Source organism: Moraxella sp. K1664, from assembly GCF_039693965.1.
Lineage (GTDB): Bacteria > Pseudomonadota > Gammaproteobacteria > Pseudomonadales > Moraxellaceae > Moraxella.
This window is the reverse complement of record NZ_CP155576.1, coordinates 2,503,278-2,520,969: the sequence shown is the minus strand read 5'-3', so window position 1 is coordinate 2,520,969 and position 17,692 is coordinate 2,503,278. Positions and strand designations below refer to the sequence as shown.

Here is a 17,692-nt window from a genome sequence, read left to right as displayed (position 1 = left end):
AAACATCACGTTCGCCCTTGTTGGTGCTTTATACGTTATAAATTTGGTCAAAAATTTCCCAGTATACATCGTCTTTTAGTGCCTCTAATGAGAACGTCTCACGGTCTTCTGGTAGGGCGATGATATAGGGCAGGCGTGCCAAGCCATAACTTTCGTTAGCGATGGCATAGTGGCGATAATCCTCATTAATCTCAAAGTCGGTTTCGTATTCCACATACACAATTGCTTGTTTATGTTTTTTGGCAAGGCGTACAATTTCTACAAAAAACTCTTCATTTAGCTCTTGTTTCGCCTCTCTTAGTTCTTCCATTGTGTATTTGGGTTTGCCAAAGCCTAATTTGGCAAAAAATCCACCGGAGGCTTTTTTGTCATCGTAAGCTTTGGTATTGGCGATAAGCTCTTCTATCTCCGCCATGTTGTTAAGCCCTTCTTCGTAACTCTCACGAATGTCGTTCATTGCTTCACCGAGCTTTTCTCTTAGCTCTTCGGTGCTAATGGTGGGGTCAAAAATCGCCCCCCTGTTTTTTTGTATTAACACATCAAGTGCTAATACACGCAACTGCAAATGCTGGGCGACAAAGGCGTGGCGAGCCAGTGGGTGCATTCTAAAATTCTTAATCAAAATGAGTAGTTCATTAAAAAAGCCATTTAAACGATGAAACAAAAATTCTTGGTCAAATTCAGAATTTTTGGCAATGCTAATCATGGTAGGCAGTTGTCGTAATACTGAACTGGTCAGTAGTTCTTCAAATTTAATAATCCGTCTGGCAATGGTTTTTTCCGCACTACTACCGTCTGCGGTAAATTTACTATCCAGTAAGATGGGAGTGAATTGCTCTTTGACCATTTTTCGAATGTGAATGGCATATTTTTTGAGTTCATCAGAGATGTTGCGGTCAAGGCTAAAAATACGATTGACAAATTTTAGCATGACTTCTTGCACTTCTGGTTTGTCACATAAGGATTTGGTAAGCGCTAAGCCATTAAAATAAGCAAACCCACCTGTGATATCTTCGGCTAAAAATCGTCTTAGTGAGAATGGGTTACTGCCCAAGGTTTCGGACGGAGATACGATAAACCAAATGTGCTTAGTCTCAACGATGAGCAATTTGCGGTTGCTGGCTTCTTTTTGGATAAATGCTGGAAAATGGGTAACGCCATACAGATCCAAATCCACCGCTTCTAGGTAGCGAAAATCTCGTCCTTGAATGAGTGATTTAATAAAGACTTCTTTGGTAAAAATCTTAAAAATGCGTTCATTGATTTGGCGTACACTTTTGGGCATTTCCAGTTTGATGGTGTCAAGCCAATCAGAAAATTCATACAAAAAGGCGGTTCTGATGGCAGTACGTTGTTTATGTTCATTCCTATCGGGACTGATTGGAACTTTATCAAGATTAGGTTAGGGCAGCTTCTAATTCGTCGATAAGTAAGTGCACATCATAGGATTGAGTTTCGTTATCAGGGGGGGGGGGCAGTCTGATAAACGTCCTGCAAGATTTGGGCAGCTTTGATGAGCTGTTTATTTTGCAAAGGAAGTGATTGTAAAGTCTGGGCAAGCGTGGCAGGTTTTTTGGCGAAATACTTCCCTGTGGTCTTGCTATAAATGATACCTTTAGGGGCTAAAACAGTGCTTGCAACGACCGTTTGCGACTCTTCGTCGAGCTGTGGTATAATGCCATCTAAAATCTCTTGCCAGTCGGGGTTTAGAACGGGGTCGATGCCTGCTAACTGATTGACGACATTTATGTCTAAATTGTAAATATCTTGCATGAAACTGTTTCCTTTACTAACAAAACAAACTTATTGTAACATATATTTTATAAAAATTAACCATTATTTTATAAAATATGCTTCAAGTGTTCACAAAAACAGATGGAAAGTGCTAGGGCGTGCCTGCCTTTGGTGTTTACAATGAAAAATGAGAAAAATCGCACGTTTTTCAAGGAAAAAACAAAGGCTGTAAGTTTTCTGTCGGACAAGTTTTTATTATGAAAAACAATCCGACCACTTAATTTTAAAATTAAGTAAAAATCTTAAAATCGCACAGTTAAGTGGTCGGATAGCTATTTTCATGCAAAAATTGATTGAAATTGTCAAATTTTCATCTTATTTTATAAAATATTATCAATGTTCAACATGCCCTAAGCGCATCTTAAAATCAACAATCATTGTCAAATAATAAATTAAAAGGTCAAACATGAACAAACAAGACATCCTAAACAGCCTAACCCCCGAAATCGTCGCTAAATTCCGCACCGCCATTGAGATTGGCAAATGGGATAACGGCGTTCGCCTAACAGACGAACAACGCCAAACCTGTATGCAAGCGGTCATGGTGTGGGAGCATGAGTATTTGCCCGTAGAAGAACGCACGGGCTATATTGAAAAGCCCAAAGATGACAAAGGCAATACCGTGGGCGAGGACTGTGATGTGGAACATGAACATCATTATCCCAATGCTGAGCGACCTGTGAAGTTTAAGTGATTAAAAAGCAAAAAGGCGAGTCATGTCGCCTTTTTCATGTCCAAAGTTTTTTAAGTCTAAAATTCGGCTATTAGGCTAAAATCCGCCACACCACAAACCCCAACGCCAGCACATGAAACACCACGCCCACCCACCAAATCGGCACGGTCAGCCCAATGGCGATAAAGGTCAAAAATCCACCCAAGGCTATCCAATCATGGCGTTTTTGGTTTAAAAAGTCGGCTCGTAGGGCTTGGATTTCTCTTAGTTGTTTGTCCTGTCGTCCACCAAGCGTGGCAAGCGATTGAATGCTTTGGGTGGCAAGTTTAGGCAGGTCAGTGGCGGACAGTAGATGTTCGGGCAATTTGTCATAAAAATCATTCAAAAAACGTGTGGGGTCAAGCTGTGATTTTACCCAATCAGTCAAAATCGGCTTGGCAAGCGACCAAATATCAAGGTCAGGGTATAGCTCACGCCCAAGCCCTTCCACATGGACGAGCGTTTTTAGGAGGAGCATAAGCTGTGGCGGTATACTCATCTGATGACGGCGAGCGATGTTTAAAATCTCAAACAATATCCCTGCAAAATCAAGCTCACTCATGGGCTTAGACACCATGGGGCTTACCGTGCGAGCCATGTCGGCGATGAGTGCGTGTTTGTCGGCGGACGGTGGTATCCAACCTGCGTGACTGATGATGTCCACCAGCGTGGTGTAGTTGCCATTCATGACCGATAGGAGCATACGAGCGACAACGAGCTGGTCATCGGGGGCAAGTTGCCCCATAATCGCACAATCTAGCCCTAGATAGCGTGGATTTGCCACTGCTTGACCGTCTGGCATGGTCTCCACAAAGATGTTACCGGGGTGCATGTCGGCATGAAAAAAGTTATCCCGAAACACTTGGGTAAAAAATATCGTCAAGCCATTTTTGGCAAGGACGGCACGGTCATAGCCCAATGCGTCAAATTCATCTGTCTGTGAAATCGGCACGCCAAAAATCCGCTCCGAGACCATGACGGACTTGTTTGCCATATAGACTTCGGGGACGTAGATGAGTGGCGAGTTTGTGAAATTGTTTCTCATGCGAGTGGCGTTGGCGGACTCCAAGGTCAAATCAAGCTCGTTTAGCATGATTTGACGGTAGTCTTCCACGATACTCACGATATGCACCGCCCGAGCCGACTCCATGCGAGCCGATAGGAAGCCCGCAAGCTCCCGAAGTAGCTCAAAATCCTTGATAATAACAGGGCGAATGTCGGGGCGGACGACTTTAACGACCACTTCCCGACCGTCAGGCAAGCAAGCGGTATGCACTTGGGCGATACTGGCGGCGGCGAGTGGCTTGTCATCAAATCGGCTAAATATCTCACCAATTGGCTTACCCAGCCCTGTTTTGGGGTGTTCTATTTCATGTTTTAAAACTTCAACGTCAAACGGGGCAACTTTGTCTTGTAGTAGCGATAATTGGGCGATGATGTCGGGGGGCAGTAGGTCAGAGCGGGTGGAGAGCAGTTGCCCGAGCTTTAAAAAGAGCGTTCCCATCTCTTCTAGGGCGAGCTTGACTCCTAGCGGGTTATGCGATTTGCCAATGCTTGCAGGGTGCATTTTGATAAGCCGTGCCAAGGGGACAAGCTCTGGCACGTCCGCAAAATGGGTGTCAAGGCGGTATTTGGCACAAATGCGATATAGGTCAAACAGGCGGTTTTTATAAGAGATGAGCATGGTTAGGTAAAATGGGGTTTGATAAAAGGAGTTTTAAAAAGACAAAAGATAAATGGGTAAAATTTACCTTTTGGCAGGTATTTAAAATCTTTATTTTAAATGGATTGTAGGGGTAAATCAATTTACCCATAATTTTAAAAATGCTTTTGTAGGGGCGTGCTTTCCATGCCCCGAGTATATTTGAAGTTAAATGAATATAAACAATCAACGAGCCTTAAAGCCACGATGTACCGCCACGATACCGCCCGTTAGGTTGTGATAATCACAATTAACAAACCCTGCTTGCTCCATCATGGCTTTTAGGGTGGCTTGGTCTGGGTGCATACGGATACTCTCCGCCAGATATTGATAGCTTTCGCTGTCGCCTGCGACCACTTTACCCATGAGTGGTAGGGCGGTAAAAGAGTACAAATCATACGCCTTTGATAGTGGCTCAAACACAGGTTTGCTAAATTCTAGCACGAGCAGTCGCCCACCTGGTTTTAGCACACGCCACATGGCTTCTAGGGCTTTTTGTTTGTCGGTAACGTTACGCAGTCCAAAGCTAATGGTAACTAGGTCAAACGAGTTATCAGCGAAGGGTTCTAAGGTTTCGGCATTGGCAAGCACAAAATCCACGTTGTTGCACCCTGCATTGATAAGGCGTGTGCGACCCACTTCCAGCATGGCTTCGTTGATGTCGGATAAGACCACACGTCCCGAGCGACCGACTTCTTTACTGAACACTTTTGCCAAGTCGCCCGTACCGCCTGCGATGTCAAGGACGTGCTGCCCTGCACGCACGCCACTCATCTTAATGGCAAAACGCTTCCAAAGCCTGTGAATGCCAAAGCTCATCAAGTCGTTCATGATGTCGTATTTGGTGGCAACCGATGTAAACACTTGTCCGACTTTGGCTTCTTTTTCACGAGCATTGACGGTTTGGTAGCCAAAATGGGTGGTCTCGCCAATGTTTTCAGAATAGCGGTTGTCCAAATTGTCATCAGTTTGGCTGTTGGCTTGGACTTGCTCGCCATTGGCAGGGGTTTGCATGGCGGATTGTCCTTGGGGCTTACCTGTGGGTAGGATGTTGGGATTGGTAAAGTCGTTGTCGGTCATGGCTATTTTTCCAAATTTTAAAAACACGCCCTTATTATACGCTAATTTGGGCAAGAATGGGCGTGTTTTGGGAAAATTAAAAGAATTCGGTATTGTTAATTTACCATGTCTTTGGGTGGACTTGTAGGGGAAAATTACATTTACCCTGTGATAAAGTATTGATTTTTGGGTGTTGTGTTCGCCCTTACACGTCCAAATTTTAAAATATATCTTAATTGAGTAGGGCGTGTTGAACTTTGGTATTTGCAATGAAAAATGAGAAAAATCGCACGTTTTTCAAGGAAAAAACTTGAGGCTGATAGTCATTCTATCAGACAGGTTTTTGACGATGAAAAACAAGATTTAGCCATTTTCATGCAAAAATTGATTGAAACGTTAAATTTTCATCTTATTTTATAAAAATGTTATCAATGTTCAACACGCCCTAGTACCAAAAATTCATTCATGAATTTCATGAATCACGACAAGCTCATTTGCCACAAACGGCACGGTAAAATCATCAATGCGTTTTAGGGGTTTCATGGCGACCAGTCCGTCCCCGATGAAGTCATACAGGGGCTGATAGCCGTTGTCGTATGCCATGCCTTTGGCAAGTTTAAAGGCGTTTTGCAGGATAAAGGAATTAAAATATTTATAAGACTGCTCGCACACGTCTTTGATGGTGTGGATTTGGGCGATACGTTCGTCTTTGGCATTGACGTGCCGATACACGTCATGCATGAGCGTGTCATCAATACCCCCATTGGTGTAACGCTCGCCAAAGTCAGCCAGTAGGGACGTTGCCAATGTTAAATCAAGACTGATGGCATGAACTGCCGACTGCACGCCAAGCACGCCTGCCCCTAGGGCGTTGGTGGGGATGAGCTTTTCTAGTTTGCCCGAGCCATTTAGGGCGTTCGTCCCTGCGGTTAACAGCTGGTCGGCAAGCACGTCAAAATCATCATCGCCATAAATCCGCTCAATGAGATAATTGGCAAGTGGGGCGGTTTTGTCATCGGCAAATAGAGCGTGATTGGTGCGTTTGATACGAGCCTTTTGCCATGCTTGTACATCGCTAAGTGCCTGTTTTAGGGCAGGATTGGTGTGATGGGGTAGGGCTTGATAGGCTTTTAGCATATCGACTAGGGTTTGGATTTGGGACATGGCGTTAATTTTGTTGGTGGGTTAAAGTGGGGTTAAAATGAGTCAAGGTTGGGTTAAAGGTCGGATTTGTAAGTTTGACGGAATTGTTTTTTATAAGGCGTGCAGAGTCAATCCCTGCACTCCTATTTTATTTAAAATCATGGCGATTTAAATGGTTGTGTTACCATAAAACATACCAACTGGTCGGTTTGAATCAAACGCTCTCGCCACGCCACAAATCGTCCAAACTCTCACGCTCACGCACGACTCGATGAGAGCCGTCATCACACATAATCTCGGCAGGTCTGGGGCGGGTGTTGTAGTTGCTTGCCATGACAAAGCCATAAGCTCCTGCTCCTGTGATAGCAAGGGTGTCGCCCACGTTTAGGGCAAGCGTGCGATTTTTTGCCAAAAAGTCGGACGACTCACATACCGAGCCGACAATGTCCCACACTTGGGGGGTGGTCGTGGCGGTCAAATCGGCAGGAATAACCGCCATGACCGAGCCATAAAGGGCAGGTCGCATGAGTTCGCACATGGACGCATCCACGATGGCAAAGTTTTTGTGTTCGGTGGGTTTTAGTACGTCCACATTTGTGAGTAGCACCCCTGCATTGGCGGAGATGTTTCGCCCTGGTTCTAAGTGTAGCCCTAGACCATATTTTTCTTGTAAATCAAGCAGTTTGGGCAGTAGGGCGTTGGCGTATTCGCTCACGCTGGCAGGGGTCTCATCGGTATAACGCACGCCCAAGCCCCCGCCCAAATCCACATGGCGTAAGCTAATGCCCTGTGCGTGTAGCTCGTCAATGAGCTCAATGACTTTATCCAAAGCGTCCACAAAAGGCTGGGTGTCGGTGAGCTGTGAACCGATGTGGCAGTCTATGCCGATGATGTCAAGGTTTGGCAAGGATTTGGCAAAACAATAAGCATCTAGGGCGTTATCATGGCTGATACCAAATTTGTTGTCCTTTAAGCCTGTGGAGATGTAAGGGTGCGTTTTGGCATCTACATCGGGGTTGATACGCAGGGCAATGGGGGCGGTTTTGCCAAGCTCGCTTGCCACTTGGCTGATGAGTTCAATCTCACTCACCGCTTCGACATTAAAGCACCCAACCCCTGCATTTAGGGCGGTGGCGATGTCGCTTTTGGTTTTGCCCACGCCCGAATAGACGACTTTGTCCGCCTGTCCGCCTGCTTTTAATACACGGGCAAGCTCGCCTGCTGACACGATGTCAAAGCCTGCCCCTGCATGGGCAAGCGTGGCAAGGACGGCAAGGTTTGAGTTGGATTTGACCGCATAGCAAATCTGCACGTCTGACAAGGGGGCGAAACTCTCCACATAGGCACGGTAATTGGCAAGTAGGGCGTTTTTGCTGTACACATAAAGCGGTGTGCCATAGGTCTGGGCTAGGGTTTTGGTGCTGACGTTGTCAATAAATAGTGTGTCGTCTTGGTAGTCGATAAAAGGCAAATCCGCCACGTGCGTGCGTGGGTCTATGGTTAGGATTGAGTGTTCGGTGCTGTCTGCCATGGTTTTTCCGTTAAAAAAGTATTTGGGGGTTTATTTTAACAAAAAATTTTGGTTTGTCATTTTTTATTTTAAAAATAATTGGGGTTTGGGCAGAATATATAGGGCGTGTTGAACATTGATAACATTTTTATAAAGTAAGGCAAAAACTTAACACTCTAAATCAATTTTTGCATGAAAAATGGCTAAATCTTGTTTTTCTTCGTCAAAATCCTTGTTGATATTTCAATATCAACTTCGGACTTTTCCTTGAAAAACGTGCGATTTTTCTCATTTTTCATTGCAAATACCAAAGTTCAACACGCCCTAACGATTTTTTTTAAATATAAACCATTTTTCATTGTTATATAAAAAAGGCTTTATGATAAAATACCCCAAAAATTAACCATTTGACATCATGACTGCAACCACTTACACCTTTAAAGACAAACTCATCGCATGGCTACAACTGACCCGTTTTGATAAACCTGTGGGGACGGAGCTACTTTTGTATCCGACTTTGTGGGCGTTGTTTTTGGCAAATGCAGGCGTGGGGCGATTGCCGAGCATGGCTCACATCGTTATTTTTACGCTTGGGGCGGTGCTTATGCGAGCATCGGGCTGTGCTATCAATGACTTTGCCGACCGCAAGGTGGACGGACAAGTCAAACGCACCAAAGACCGCCCTTTGGCAGACGGGCGACTGTCTGCCAAAACTGCCGTTTTGACCTTTGTGGGCTTGTCGGGACTGTCAGCGTGTTTACTCTTTTTTTTGCCGATACAGGTGTTTTATTGGTCGCTGGTGGCGGTATTTCTTGCGTTTATCTATCCGTTTATGAAACGCTACACGCACCTGCCCCAAGTGGTACTTGCAATGGCGTTTGGTTGGGCGGTGCCGATGGCGTTTGTGGCGGTGCGTAGTGAGCAGGGACAAAGCGGTGTTGGGCTGACAGGCTGGCTTGTCTTTGTTGCCTATATGTGCTGGACGGTGGCGTATGATACGATGTACGCCATGTGCGACAAGGACGATGATGTCAAGATTGGGGTAAAATCCACCGCCATTTTGTTTGAAAAATGGTTTGGCGACAAAGACATTTATTTTATCATGGCGTTAAATGGCGTGTTTTTGGTCATCATGATAGCATTGGTGCATCGCTTTTTTGGGGTGTGGTCTGCGTGTGGTTTGGCGGTCGGTTTGGCAGGGCTGTTTGCCATGCAATATGACAAAATCAAAACTCGTGAACGCCTAAACTGCTTTACCGCCTTTCGCCAAAATGCGTGGGTGGGGCGGTATGTGTTTTTGTATGTGGCGGTGATGTCGGTGATGATGTTGGGGGGATGATAAATAAGGATAAGCACTTTGATGTCAAACGCAAAGGACGTGCTTGGCACGTCCCTATATCCACATGTCTACCTTTGTGGCAAAATCCCCCTAAAACTTCCAATCCACTTTTAAAGCAAAGTTTCTCGGCTCGCCATAAAAGTTGTTTTTGCCCCGAGTGCGGTTGGGGTTATTTTCAAAATACACTTTATCGGTCAAATTATTACCTACTAAACTCACGCTGGCATTATCACTCATGTCATAGCGAACATTGGCGTGCCATAGGGCGTAGCCACCTTGTTGGATGTCCCTTAGGCTACTGGTCTCGCTCTGGGCGGACACACCGCCACCGATTTGCCATTTGCTGTTGGGCAGTTGGTATTGGCTGTGCAAGCGAAAGATGTGCTTGGGCGTGTGGTTATTAAAATTATAACGTGATAAATGCTCAAATACCCCAGCATTGACATCTTTATAATCACTTTTGTTGTAGGTATAGTTGGCGGACAGGCGTAGATTGTCCGTAACATCGCCCGACAGCTCTACATCCACGCCACGGCTGACGACTTTGCCCACAGGGTCGGCATAGGTGAGCCAGCGACCGTAGTCGGGGCGGGTAATGGCACGGTTTTTGTGTTCGGTGTGAAAGAGAGCCAGAGCGTAGTTTAGTCGTCCGTCTCGCATCGTCCCTTTTAGGCCGATTTCGTAGTTGGTACCAATGGTGGGCGGTAGCATGGCGGTATAGCTGACATCGGTGTCTTCTTGGGGTTTAAAAATCTCGGCATAGCTGACATAGGCGGTGTGGTCGGGTGTTAGGTCGTAGTTTATCCCTGCAAATGGCACCCATTTTTTGCCCGGCATCTCGCCCACTTGCTTGGCATCGCCATAGATGTTTGGGCGGTACATCTCGCCATAGCCGTTTAGGACGTGCATCCATTTGACCGAACCCATGTTAAAGCGGTTGTATCGCACGCCAAGCAGTAAGTGTAATTTATCGGTAGGGTTTAGGCGAGTGCTAAATGTCGCTCCGTGATGTTTGGCGGTATTGACGTAGGTATTGTAGTTATAACGGCGAAATTTTTCAAAATTATCATATTCAGGGTAAACATCCACATGGTCGCCCCAATCATCGTACAAATCCCAATTCGGCTCGGGGACTTCATCGCCTGTTAGGTTAAAGGGGTTGTATTTGCCGGCAGTTTGGTTCCAGCCCCGTCCAGGGTTCGAGTCTTTCCAATAAATCACGTCATTCCATACTTTGATGTAGCGTGAGCGAATGTCTTCTTTGTTGTAGGTGTAGCCCACATAAAAATCATGAGTCTTGTCAAACAGTGTATAGTCGCCCGTCAAATCAAGCTTAAAAGCAGTTTGTTTGTCGGTTTTGTCATAGCGAAAGGGGTTTAGGGTGAAAGTGCTATAATAACCGCTTGCTGATACGCCCGGCCATGTCTCGGTATCGGCAAAGATTGAGCCGATACGGGTGTCGGACTTTTGGTCGGTGTGGTTGATGGCACTTTTTAATGTCCAACCGTTTGGTAGATAATATTTAACATCGGCAAAATAGTTTTTCTTTTTAAGGTCATGTTTGTTCTAGTTCATGCCAAGGTAGGTTTTGTGGTCAAAGTCTTGTAATCCGTCATTTTCGCATTTGCTCGCCCAACGGTTGGTCTGCACGCACGGCAAAATCACCCCACCAAAATCAGGCATGTCTTTGGTGTGCTGATAAGTTGCTCCTATCATGGCGTGGCATTGTCGCCAATGTCAAATTCCACACTGCCCGAGCCGAGTGTCTTTTTGCCTTCTACTCTGTCTTTAAAAGATTGGTTGTCCTCATGAACGACAATCGCTCGCCCGCGCACGCTGTCTGATGTGTTTAGACCGCCTGACACGTCAAGCATACCACGCACCGACCCCCAACTGTTTACCGACAGCTCACCTGCATGATGAAAATCATGGGTGGGGCGTTTACGCACAAGATTAATCGTACCGCCCGGTTCGGAGTTGGCTTGGGTGAGACCTGTCGCCCCACGCACCACTTCAATGCGGTCATAAATGGCAAGGTCAGTCATGGTGGATACGTCTATTTTGTCCGAGTAGCCCGAGCGTCCGCCTAGGTTTTGGCTCATGCCGTCTTCGGAGAGCTGATCCATATAAAAGCCCCGAGACTGAAAGCGGACACGGGACTGGTCTTTGACGACATTCACGCCTATGGTGGTTTTGACCGCTTCGGTTAGGTCGCTGATGTTGCGTTCTTGGAGTTCTTGTTTGCTGACGGTGGCAACCGATTGGGGTGTGTCTTTTTGGGATAGGGCGATGCCTGTGGTGGTAGATTTGGGTTGGCGAGAGATGAGAATGGTTTCATGCCCTAACATGACCGTCGGCGTGCTTGTGTCATCCTGTGCAACGTCGTCGTCATTGACATTGGCACAAGCCATGGCTGGCAGTAGAACCAATGCCAAAGCACTGGGTTTAAAGGGTTGTCTGAATAAATGATGAGTAAGGTAGTGCATAAAAATCCCTAATAAGCGAGTACAATAAATGTTTACAAATGTATATTAATTATTACAAAACATATCATTTTTGTAACATAATTATGATAACACAATGAATAATCGTTATCAATTATTCTATAAAATGATAATTATTATTTTTAAAAATAAAGACGCATAAAAAGCCGAAATGACGTCATCATTTCGGCTGTGGGGTATTGGGTGGGGTGTTAGGTGGTGGAATGGTGAGTATGTTGGGTGGAAATAGGGGGTAATTACCCAACCCTTTATTTCTGACTTGCATTCGTCCCTTGTATCACGCCCCCGCCCAAGCAAACGTCATCAACATAAAACACCACCGATTGCCCTGCGGTTACGGCTCGTTGTGGCTCATCAAAGACCACACGCACGCCTGTGTCGGTGGCAAAGACAGTGCAAGTTTGGTCAGGTTGGCGGTAGCGGGTTTTGGCGGTGCATTTTAGTCCGTTTTCATGGATTTGGGGTGGTTCGCCTGTTACCCAATCTAGTTTATAGGCGGTCAGCTCGGTGGATTGTAGCCAAGGGTGGTCATGCCCTTGTCCGACAATTAGGCGGTTATTTACCAAATCTTTGTGCAAGACAAACCACGGCTCTTCGGGGCGGTTTGCCACACCGCCAATACCAATGCCCCCACGTTGTCCAAGCGTGTAGTACATGAGACCGTCATGCGTGCCAATTTTTACGCCGTCATCGGTGTAAATGTCGCCTTGTTTGGCGGGTAGGTAGGTTTGCAAAAAGTCTTTGAATTTACGCTCGCCAATAAAGCAAATGCCCGTTGAGTCCTTTTTCTTGGCGGTGGCAAGTTCGTATTTTTCAGCGATTGCCCTGACTTCGCTTTTTTCAAGCTCGCCCACAGGGAATAAGGTTTTGGCGATTTTGTCGCCCCCCACTGCGTGCAAAAAATAACTTTGGTCTTTGTTGGTGTCGAGTCCACGAAGCAGGCTTGCCTGTCCGTCCGTCTCAAAGCTACGGCGAGTATAATGCCCTGTGGCGATGTAGTCCGCCCCAAGTGTCAAGGCGTAATCCAAAAAGGCTTTGAATTTGACTTCTTTGTTGCACAAAATATCAGGGTTTGGCGTGCGACCTGCTTTGTATTCTTCCAAAAAATGCTCAAAGACATTGTCCCAATATTCTGCCGAGAAGTTGGCGGTGTGGAGCGGTATGCCTACTTTGTCAGCAACGGCTTGGGCATCGGCTAGGTCGGTCATGGCGGTGCAGTATTCGGTGCCGTCATCTTCTTCCCAGTTTTTCATAAACAAGCCTTCGACATCAAAGCCTGCTTCTTTTAGAAGGACTGCCGACACCGAGCTGTCCACACCGCCAGACATACCAACGATGACTTTGATTTGATTGGGATTTTTGCCGTGAAATTGAGCGACATCGGATAGGCGGTAGGGGGTCATGATTGTCTCTTGTTATAAAATTGTGGTAAACTTGCCATTATATAAGGCTTGCTAATTATTTTACAAGCCTTATCTGCTCTAAACCAAGATAAACTAAGACAAATCAAAAAGGCTCAATCATGATAAAAATCGGTCAAGGCATAGACGTTCACGCTTTTACCACAGGCGATTTTGTAACGCTTGGCGGTGTTAAAATTCCCCACACGCACGGCATTAAGGCTCATTCGGACGGTGATGTGCTACTTCATGCTTTATCAGACGCACTTTTGGGGGCGTTGGCGTTGGGCGACATCGGACAGCATTTTCCCGATACCGACCCTGCATTTAAGGGGGCGGATAGTAAAGTGTTATTAAAGCACGTCTATGAGCTTGTCAAATCTCACGGCTATACGCTTGGCAATGCCGACATGACAGTCATTTGCGAGCGTCCAAAAATCGCCCCACACAACACCGCCATGCGTGAGACCATTGCAGGCGTGCTTGATGTGGGTGTGGACTGTGTGAGTATCAAAGCAACCACCAACGAAAAAATGGGCTGGATAGGGCGTAGTGAGGGCATTTGGGCAAGTGCGACGGTGCTGCTTATTAAAAACCATGCTTATTAAAAACAGTGGTGTGTTTGTTTGGTTTGTTTTTGTCATTGACAATAAATATGGGGTCTAAATAAATATGGAGTCTAAATGATTGCTAAAAATACCGCTTTATTGCTCATTGACTTACAACAAGGCTTTTATGATGAAGCCTACTGGGGTGGCAATCGCAACAACCCAAACTGTGAGCAGGTTTGTTTTGAACTACTTAGCCATTGGCGAGAGCAAGATTTGCCCATTTTTCACATTCGTCATTCATCGACCACGCCCCAATCACGCTTACACCCCACACATCAAGGTTTTGATTGGATTGAACTGACTAAGCCCCAAGCTCATGAAACTGTCATTACAAAGCATGTCAATAGCGGTTTTATTGGCACAGATTTACAGCAGCAACTGACCAAAGCGGGCATTGATACGCTTGTTCTTGTTGGGCTGACAACCAACCACTGTGTATCCACAACCGCACGCATGGCAGCTAATTTGGGCTTTACCACTTTTGTGGTATCCGATGGCACAGCGACTTTTGATAGAATGGGAGCAACTGGCGAGCGATTTGACAGTCAGCTTGTCCATGAAATCAGTCTTGCCAATTTGCATGGTGAATTTGCCACTGTACTTACAAGTGCTGAACTTTTACATAAATACACCTTGTAAAAATTGCCATTTGCCCCCATAATAACCCAAATTTCTCAAATCGGAGCGAACCATGACCGACATCAACCCAGAAACCAAAACCTTAATTGAAAACCAAATCAAAGACCATGCTGTCCTACTGTATATGAAAGGCACGCCCCAGTTTCCCCAATGTGGATTTTCAGCACGTGCAGTAGAGGTGCTGACCCAAATTGGCAGACCCTTTGCTTTTGTCAATATCCTAGAAAACCCTGAAATCCGTAGCACCTTGCCACTCATCGCCAACTGGCCAACCTTCCCGCAGCTATGGGTAAATGGCGAACTGATTGGCGGTAGCGACATTATCCTACAAATGTACCAATCGGGCGAATTAAAGCCACTGATTGAAGAGTATAGCCCAGAAGTGTGATGGAGACAATCGGTTATTTGAAATAACCGATTTTTATTGATAACCATAAATCATAAGCAGTAAGGTAATGTGATGCTTGATGAAGGTTTTATTCATAAAAACAGTCAACAAATTGTAGAGTTGTGCCAAACACCTGACACAGCATTGACCGCATTGGCATATTGGATAAAATACGAAAATGTTGAACAAGATGCCATCTGTGCTATTTACAAGCGAATTTGTGCAGACATGGATGTGCAATCGGCTTATTATTTGGTGCGAATCATACAGGCCATATCAGAGCCAAATTGTCCCATAGACATACAGCCGTTAATAAAAATGGTCAGTGAATTTGGGGGTGAACTTAATAATTCATTATCCATGCTGGTCAATCAAGAGATGTTAGAACAAATCCGACAAGAAAGCGGTGTATTTTCATGAACATGCCAAACATTTCTGAGCAAATCATCAGCCTTTGCCAAAAGCCAAATACCGCTTTGAGAGCGATTCATTGGCTGATTGCCAATAATGGAGCAAGTGAATCCGCCTTTTGTGCGGTGTATGATAGAGTTATGGCGGATAATGATGTGAATGGGGCGTATTATTTGGCGGTCTTTGCCCAAAAAGTGGATGATTTGCCTTTTGATGGTGTGCCACTTATTGACATGGTGATAAATGGCGCGGATAAGCAGATGAAGTTATCTTTGATTGACAAAATGCCAAAAGAGATGCAATTAAAGTATTTGGATAAAATCTGATAAAATTCTGATAAAATATAAGGGCGTTGATACGCTCTTTTTAATGTTTAATATGATTAATGATTAAAATTATGCTAAAATAATCGGCTTTTTTAAAGAATGTATACTTATGAGCTTTTTAACCAAAACATTTGATGTCATCGTCATCGGTGGCGGACACGCAGGCACAGAGGCCGCTCTTGCGTCCGCTCGCATGGGTGCTAATACCCTACTTATCACGCATAACATTGAGACACTCGGACAGATGAGCTGTAATCCTGCCATTGGCGGTATTGGCAAATCGCATTTGGTGCGTGAGGTGGATGCGCTTGGTGGGGCGATGGCACTCGCAACCGATAAGGCAGGCATTCAGTTTCGGGTGCTAAACAGCCGTAAAGGGGCAGCAGTGCGAGCCACACGCGCCCAAGCTGACCGTATTTTATATAAGGCAGCCATTCGCCACACGCTTGAAAATCAGCCAAACTTGACAATTTTTCAGCAATCTGTGGATGATATCATTGTTGAAAATACTCGTGCGGTGGCGGTGGTAACAGCCACAGGCATTCGTCTAAATACTCGTGCGGTGGTGCTGACATCAGGGACATTTTTGGGTGGGGTGATTCATGTGGGCTTAGACCATCAAAGTGGTGGCAGAGCAGGCGACATGCCCGCCATTCGTCTTGCTGACCGTTTGCGTGAATTAAAACTGCCTGTTGGACGCCTAAAAACAGGCACACCTGCTCGCATTGATGCTCGTACGGTGGATTTCTCCGTGATGACCGTGCAGTCAGGCGATACACCTTTGCCTGTCATGAGTTATATGGGTGATTTTGCCATGCACCCACGCCAAATCAACTGTTATATCACCCACACCAACGAACGCACGCATGACATTATCCGTGCCAACCTTGACCGTTCACCCATGTTTAGCGGTAAGATTGAAGGGGTGGGGCCCCGTTATTGCCCAAGTATTGAGGATAAGATTCATCGCTTTGCCGACAAAGACAGTCATCAGATTTTTATTGAGCCTGAGGGCTTGACCACGCATGAGCTATACCCCAATGGCATTTCAACAAGCCTGCCGTTTGATGTGCAAATTGAGTTTATCCATAGCATGAAAGGGCTTGAAAACGCCCACATTACCCGTCCAGGTTATGCCATTGAATACGACTATTTTGACCCACAAAATCTCAAACCTACGCTAGAAACCAAATCCATTGACGGTTTGTATTTTGCAGGGCAAATCAATGGCACAACAGGCTATGAAGAGGCGGCGGCACAGGGGTTATTGGCAGGGCTAAATGCAGGACGCATGGCACTTGGCAAGGCATCGTGGACACCACAAAGACACGAGGCTTATCTGGGTGTGCTTGTTGATGACTTGATTACCCATGGCACCAAAGAGCCGTACCGTATGTTCACAAGCCGTGCCGAGCATCGCCTGATTTTGCGTGAGGACAATGCTGATGCACGCTTGACCGCCATCGGACGAGAGCTTGGGTTGGTGGACGATGAACGCTGGGCGAGATTTAGTCAAAAAATGGAGTCTATCGCCAGTGAAACTGCCCGCCTAAAAGACATTTGGGCGACCCCAAATAATGCCATTGGTCAAGATTTTATGGCAAACACAGGTGAGATTTTGACCAAAGAAAATTCGTTACTGGATTTATTAAAACGCCCAAATATCACCTTTGATGACATTGCCAAAGTGTCAGACAGCACAGTGAGTGCTAAGGTGGGTGAACAGATTGAGATAAGTGTTAAATATCAAGGTTATATTGAGCGTCAAAATGATGAGATTGAGCAAATGAAGCGTCTTGAAAATACGCTCTTACCGCTTGATTTTGATTATGCCAGTGTGTCTGGTTTATCCAATGAGATTGTCCAAAAATTAAGCCAAATCCGCCCGACAACGCTTGGGCAGGCAAGTCGCATCAGTGGCGTTACCCCTGCGGCGGTCAGTCTTTTGGCGATGACGATAAAGAAACTTAAAAAAACACAAGCAGTGATGACATGATTGAGCGTGATATGAAGCAAATATCTTTTGAGTTTGGACAAAATCACCCCCAAATTTACTTAAAAGCCATTGATTTATTTGCAGGCATTGGTGGTATTCGTTTGGGCTTTGAGCAGGTATTAAGTTTGGGTTTGCTACATAAGTTGGCAGATTAAGGA

General features: G+C 45.6%; 20 protein-coding genes. 10 read left to right on the top strand and 10 right to left on the bottom strand.

From position 1 onward, the window contains the following. Positions 1-28 precede the first annotated feature (28 nt). Positions 29-1,327, bottom strand: a complete 1,299-nt coding sequence (locus AAHK14_RS12195; protein ID WP_065255497.1) for a hypothetical protein — start codon at positions 1,325-1,327, stop codon at positions 29-31. A gap of 134 nt (positions 1,328-1,461) precedes the next feature. Further along, positions 1,462-1,773 carry a hypothetical protein gene (locus AAHK14_RS12190; RefSeq protein ID WP_194092585.1) on the bottom strand — a complete coding sequence of 104 codons (312 nt, stop codon included), beginning with the start codon at positions 1,771-1,773 and terminating at the stop codon, positions 1,462-1,464. A 427-nt stretch (positions 1,774-2,200) separates the two neighbouring features. Between AAHK14_RS12190 and AAHK14_RS12185 the strand changes: the two genes are divergently transcribed. Next, entirely contained in the window at positions 2,201-2,488 is a 288-nt protein-coding gene (locus AAHK14_RS12185; protein WP_065255495.1) for a DUF1315 family protein, read from the top strand. A gap of 70 nt (positions 2,489-2,558) precedes the next feature. Here AAHK14_RS12185 and AAHK14_RS12180 read toward each other — a convergent pair whose 3' ends face one another. Together AAHK14_RS12180 and ubiE are read right to left on the bottom strand one after the other, a co-directional pair. Next, complete coding sequence (locus AAHK14_RS12180) at positions 2,559-4,190, bottom strand: AarF/UbiB family protein (protein WP_065255494.1); 1,632 nt, start codon at positions 4,188-4,190, stop codon at positions 2,559-2,561. 204 nt (positions 4,191-4,394) lie between these two features. After that, positions 4,395-5,288 carry a bifunctional demethylmenaquinone methyltransferase/2-methoxy-6-polyprenyl-1,4-benzoquinol methylase UbiE gene (gene ubiE / locus AAHK14_RS12175; protein ID WP_065255493.1) on the bottom strand — a complete coding sequence of 298 codons (894 nt, stop codon included), beginning with the start codon at positions 5,286-5,288 and terminating at the stop codon, positions 4,395-4,397. Positions 5,289-5,543: 255 nt separating this feature from the next. Between ubiE and AAHK14_RS12170 the strand changes: the two genes are divergently transcribed. Next, positions 5,544-5,687, top strand: coding sequence for a hypothetical protein (locus tag AAHK14_RS12170; protein WP_194092588.1), 144 nt, complete (start codon positions 5,544-5,546; stop codon positions 5,685-5,687). Positions 5,688-5,726: 39 nt separating this feature from the next. Here AAHK14_RS12170 and AAHK14_RS12165 read toward each other — a convergent pair whose 3' ends face one another. Together AAHK14_RS12165 and lysA are read right to left on the bottom strand one after the other, a co-directional pair. Beyond that, positions 5,727-6,431 carry a hypothetical protein gene (locus AAHK14_RS12165; RefSeq protein ID WP_065256320.1) on the bottom strand — a complete coding sequence of 235 codons (705 nt, stop codon included), beginning with the start codon at positions 6,429-6,431 and terminating at the stop codon, positions 5,727-5,729. Between the two features lie 193 nt (positions 6,432-6,624). Next, positions 6,625-7,941 carry a diaminopimelate decarboxylase gene (gene lysA / locus AAHK14_RS12160; protein ID WP_065256319.1) on the bottom strand — a complete coding sequence of 439 codons (1,317 nt, stop codon included), beginning with the start codon at positions 7,939-7,941 and terminating at the stop codon, positions 6,625-6,627. A 394-nt stretch (positions 7,942-8,335) separates the two neighbouring features. On the opposite strand from lysA, the gene ubiA reads away from it, so the two are divergent. Then, positions 8,336-9,259 carry a 4-hydroxybenzoate octaprenyltransferase gene (gene ubiA, locus AAHK14_RS12155; RefSeq protein ID WP_065256318.1) on the top strand — a complete coding sequence of 308 codons (924 nt, stop codon included), beginning with the start codon at positions 8,336-8,338 and terminating at the stop codon, positions 9,257-9,259. 90 nt (positions 9,260-9,349) lie between these two features. Here ubiA and AAHK14_RS12150 read toward each other — a convergent pair whose 3' ends face one another. From AAHK14_RS12150 to mnmA, 4 genes are all read right to left on the bottom strand, one after another. Then, a complete protein-coding gene (locus AAHK14_RS12150; protein WP_083108260.1) occupies positions 9,350-10,744 on the bottom strand; it encodes a TonB-dependent receptor in 1,395 nt (464 codons plus the stop codon). Positions 10,745-10,825: 81 nt separating this feature from the next. Beyond that, positions 10,826-10,975, bottom strand: coding sequence for a hypothetical protein (locus AAHK14_RS12145; RefSeq protein ID WP_156065153.1), 150 nt, complete (start codon positions 10,973-10,975; stop codon positions 10,826-10,828). Next, complete coding sequence (locus AAHK14_RS12140) at positions 10,972-11,745, bottom strand: TonB-dependent receptor plug domain-containing protein (protein WP_065256316.1); 774 nt, start codon at positions 11,743-11,745, stop codon at positions 10,972-10,974. The genes AAHK14_RS12145 and AAHK14_RS12140 overlap by 4 nt, the downstream gene beginning before the upstream one ends. Positions 11,746-12,011: 266 nt before the next feature. Beyond that, complete coding sequence (gene mnmA / locus AAHK14_RS12135; RefSeq protein WP_065256315.1) at positions 12,012-13,166, bottom strand: tRNA 2-thiouridine(34) synthase MnmA; 1,155 nt, start codon at positions 13,164-13,166, stop codon at positions 12,012-12,014. A 119-nt stretch (positions 13,167-13,285) separates the two neighbouring features. On the opposite strand from mnmA, the gene ispF reads away from it, so the two are divergent. The 7 genes from ispF (at position 13,286) to AAHK14_RS12100 (ending at position 17,689) form a co-directional block, all read left to right on the top strand. Then, entirely contained in the window at positions 13,286-13,771 is a 486-nt protein-coding gene (ispF, locus tag AAHK14_RS12130; RefSeq protein WP_065256314.1) for a 2-C-methyl-D-erythritol 2,4-cyclodiphosphate synthase, read from the top strand. 75 nt (positions 13,772-13,846) lie between these two features. After that, positions 13,847-14,413 carry a cysteine hydrolase family protein gene (locus AAHK14_RS12125; RefSeq protein WP_065256313.1) on the top strand — a complete coding sequence of 189 codons (567 nt, stop codon included), beginning with the start codon at positions 13,847-13,849 and terminating at the stop codon, positions 14,411-14,413. 52 nt (positions 14,414-14,465) lie between these two features. After that, positions 14,466-14,801: a Grx4 family monothiol glutaredoxin gene (grxD, locus tag AAHK14_RS12120; protein ID WP_065256312.1), complete on the top strand. Its 336-nt coding sequence runs from the start codon at positions 14,466-14,468 to the stop codon at positions 14,799-14,801. 72 nt (positions 14,802-14,873) lie between these two features. Then, on the top strand, positions 14,874-15,221 hold the full coding sequence (locus tag AAHK14_RS12115; RefSeq protein ID WP_065256311.1) for a hypothetical protein: 348 nt from the start codon (positions 14,874-14,876) through the stop codon (positions 15,219-15,221). Continuing rightward, positions 15,218-15,538 carry a hypothetical protein gene (locus tag AAHK14_RS12110; RefSeq protein WP_065256310.1) on the top strand — a complete coding sequence of 107 codons (321 nt, stop codon included), beginning with the start codon at positions 15,218-15,220 and terminating at the stop codon, positions 15,536-15,538. The genes AAHK14_RS12115 and AAHK14_RS12110 overlap by 4 nt, the downstream gene beginning before the upstream one ends. Before the next feature lie 109 nt (positions 15,539-15,647). Further along, entirely contained in the window at positions 15,648-17,534 is a 1,887-nt protein-coding gene (mnmG, locus tag AAHK14_RS12105) for a tRNA uridine-5-carboxymethylaminomethyl(34) synthesis enzyme MnmG (protein ID WP_065256309.1), read from the top strand. Continuing rightward, complete coding sequence (locus tag AAHK14_RS12100) at positions 17,531-17,689, top strand: DNA cytosine methyltransferase (RefSeq protein WP_172823643.1); 159 nt, start codon at positions 17,531-17,533, stop codon at positions 17,687-17,689. The genes mnmG and AAHK14_RS12100 overlap by 4 nt, the downstream gene beginning before the upstream one ends. The last annotated feature ends 3 nt before the right edge of the window (positions 17,690-17,692 follow it).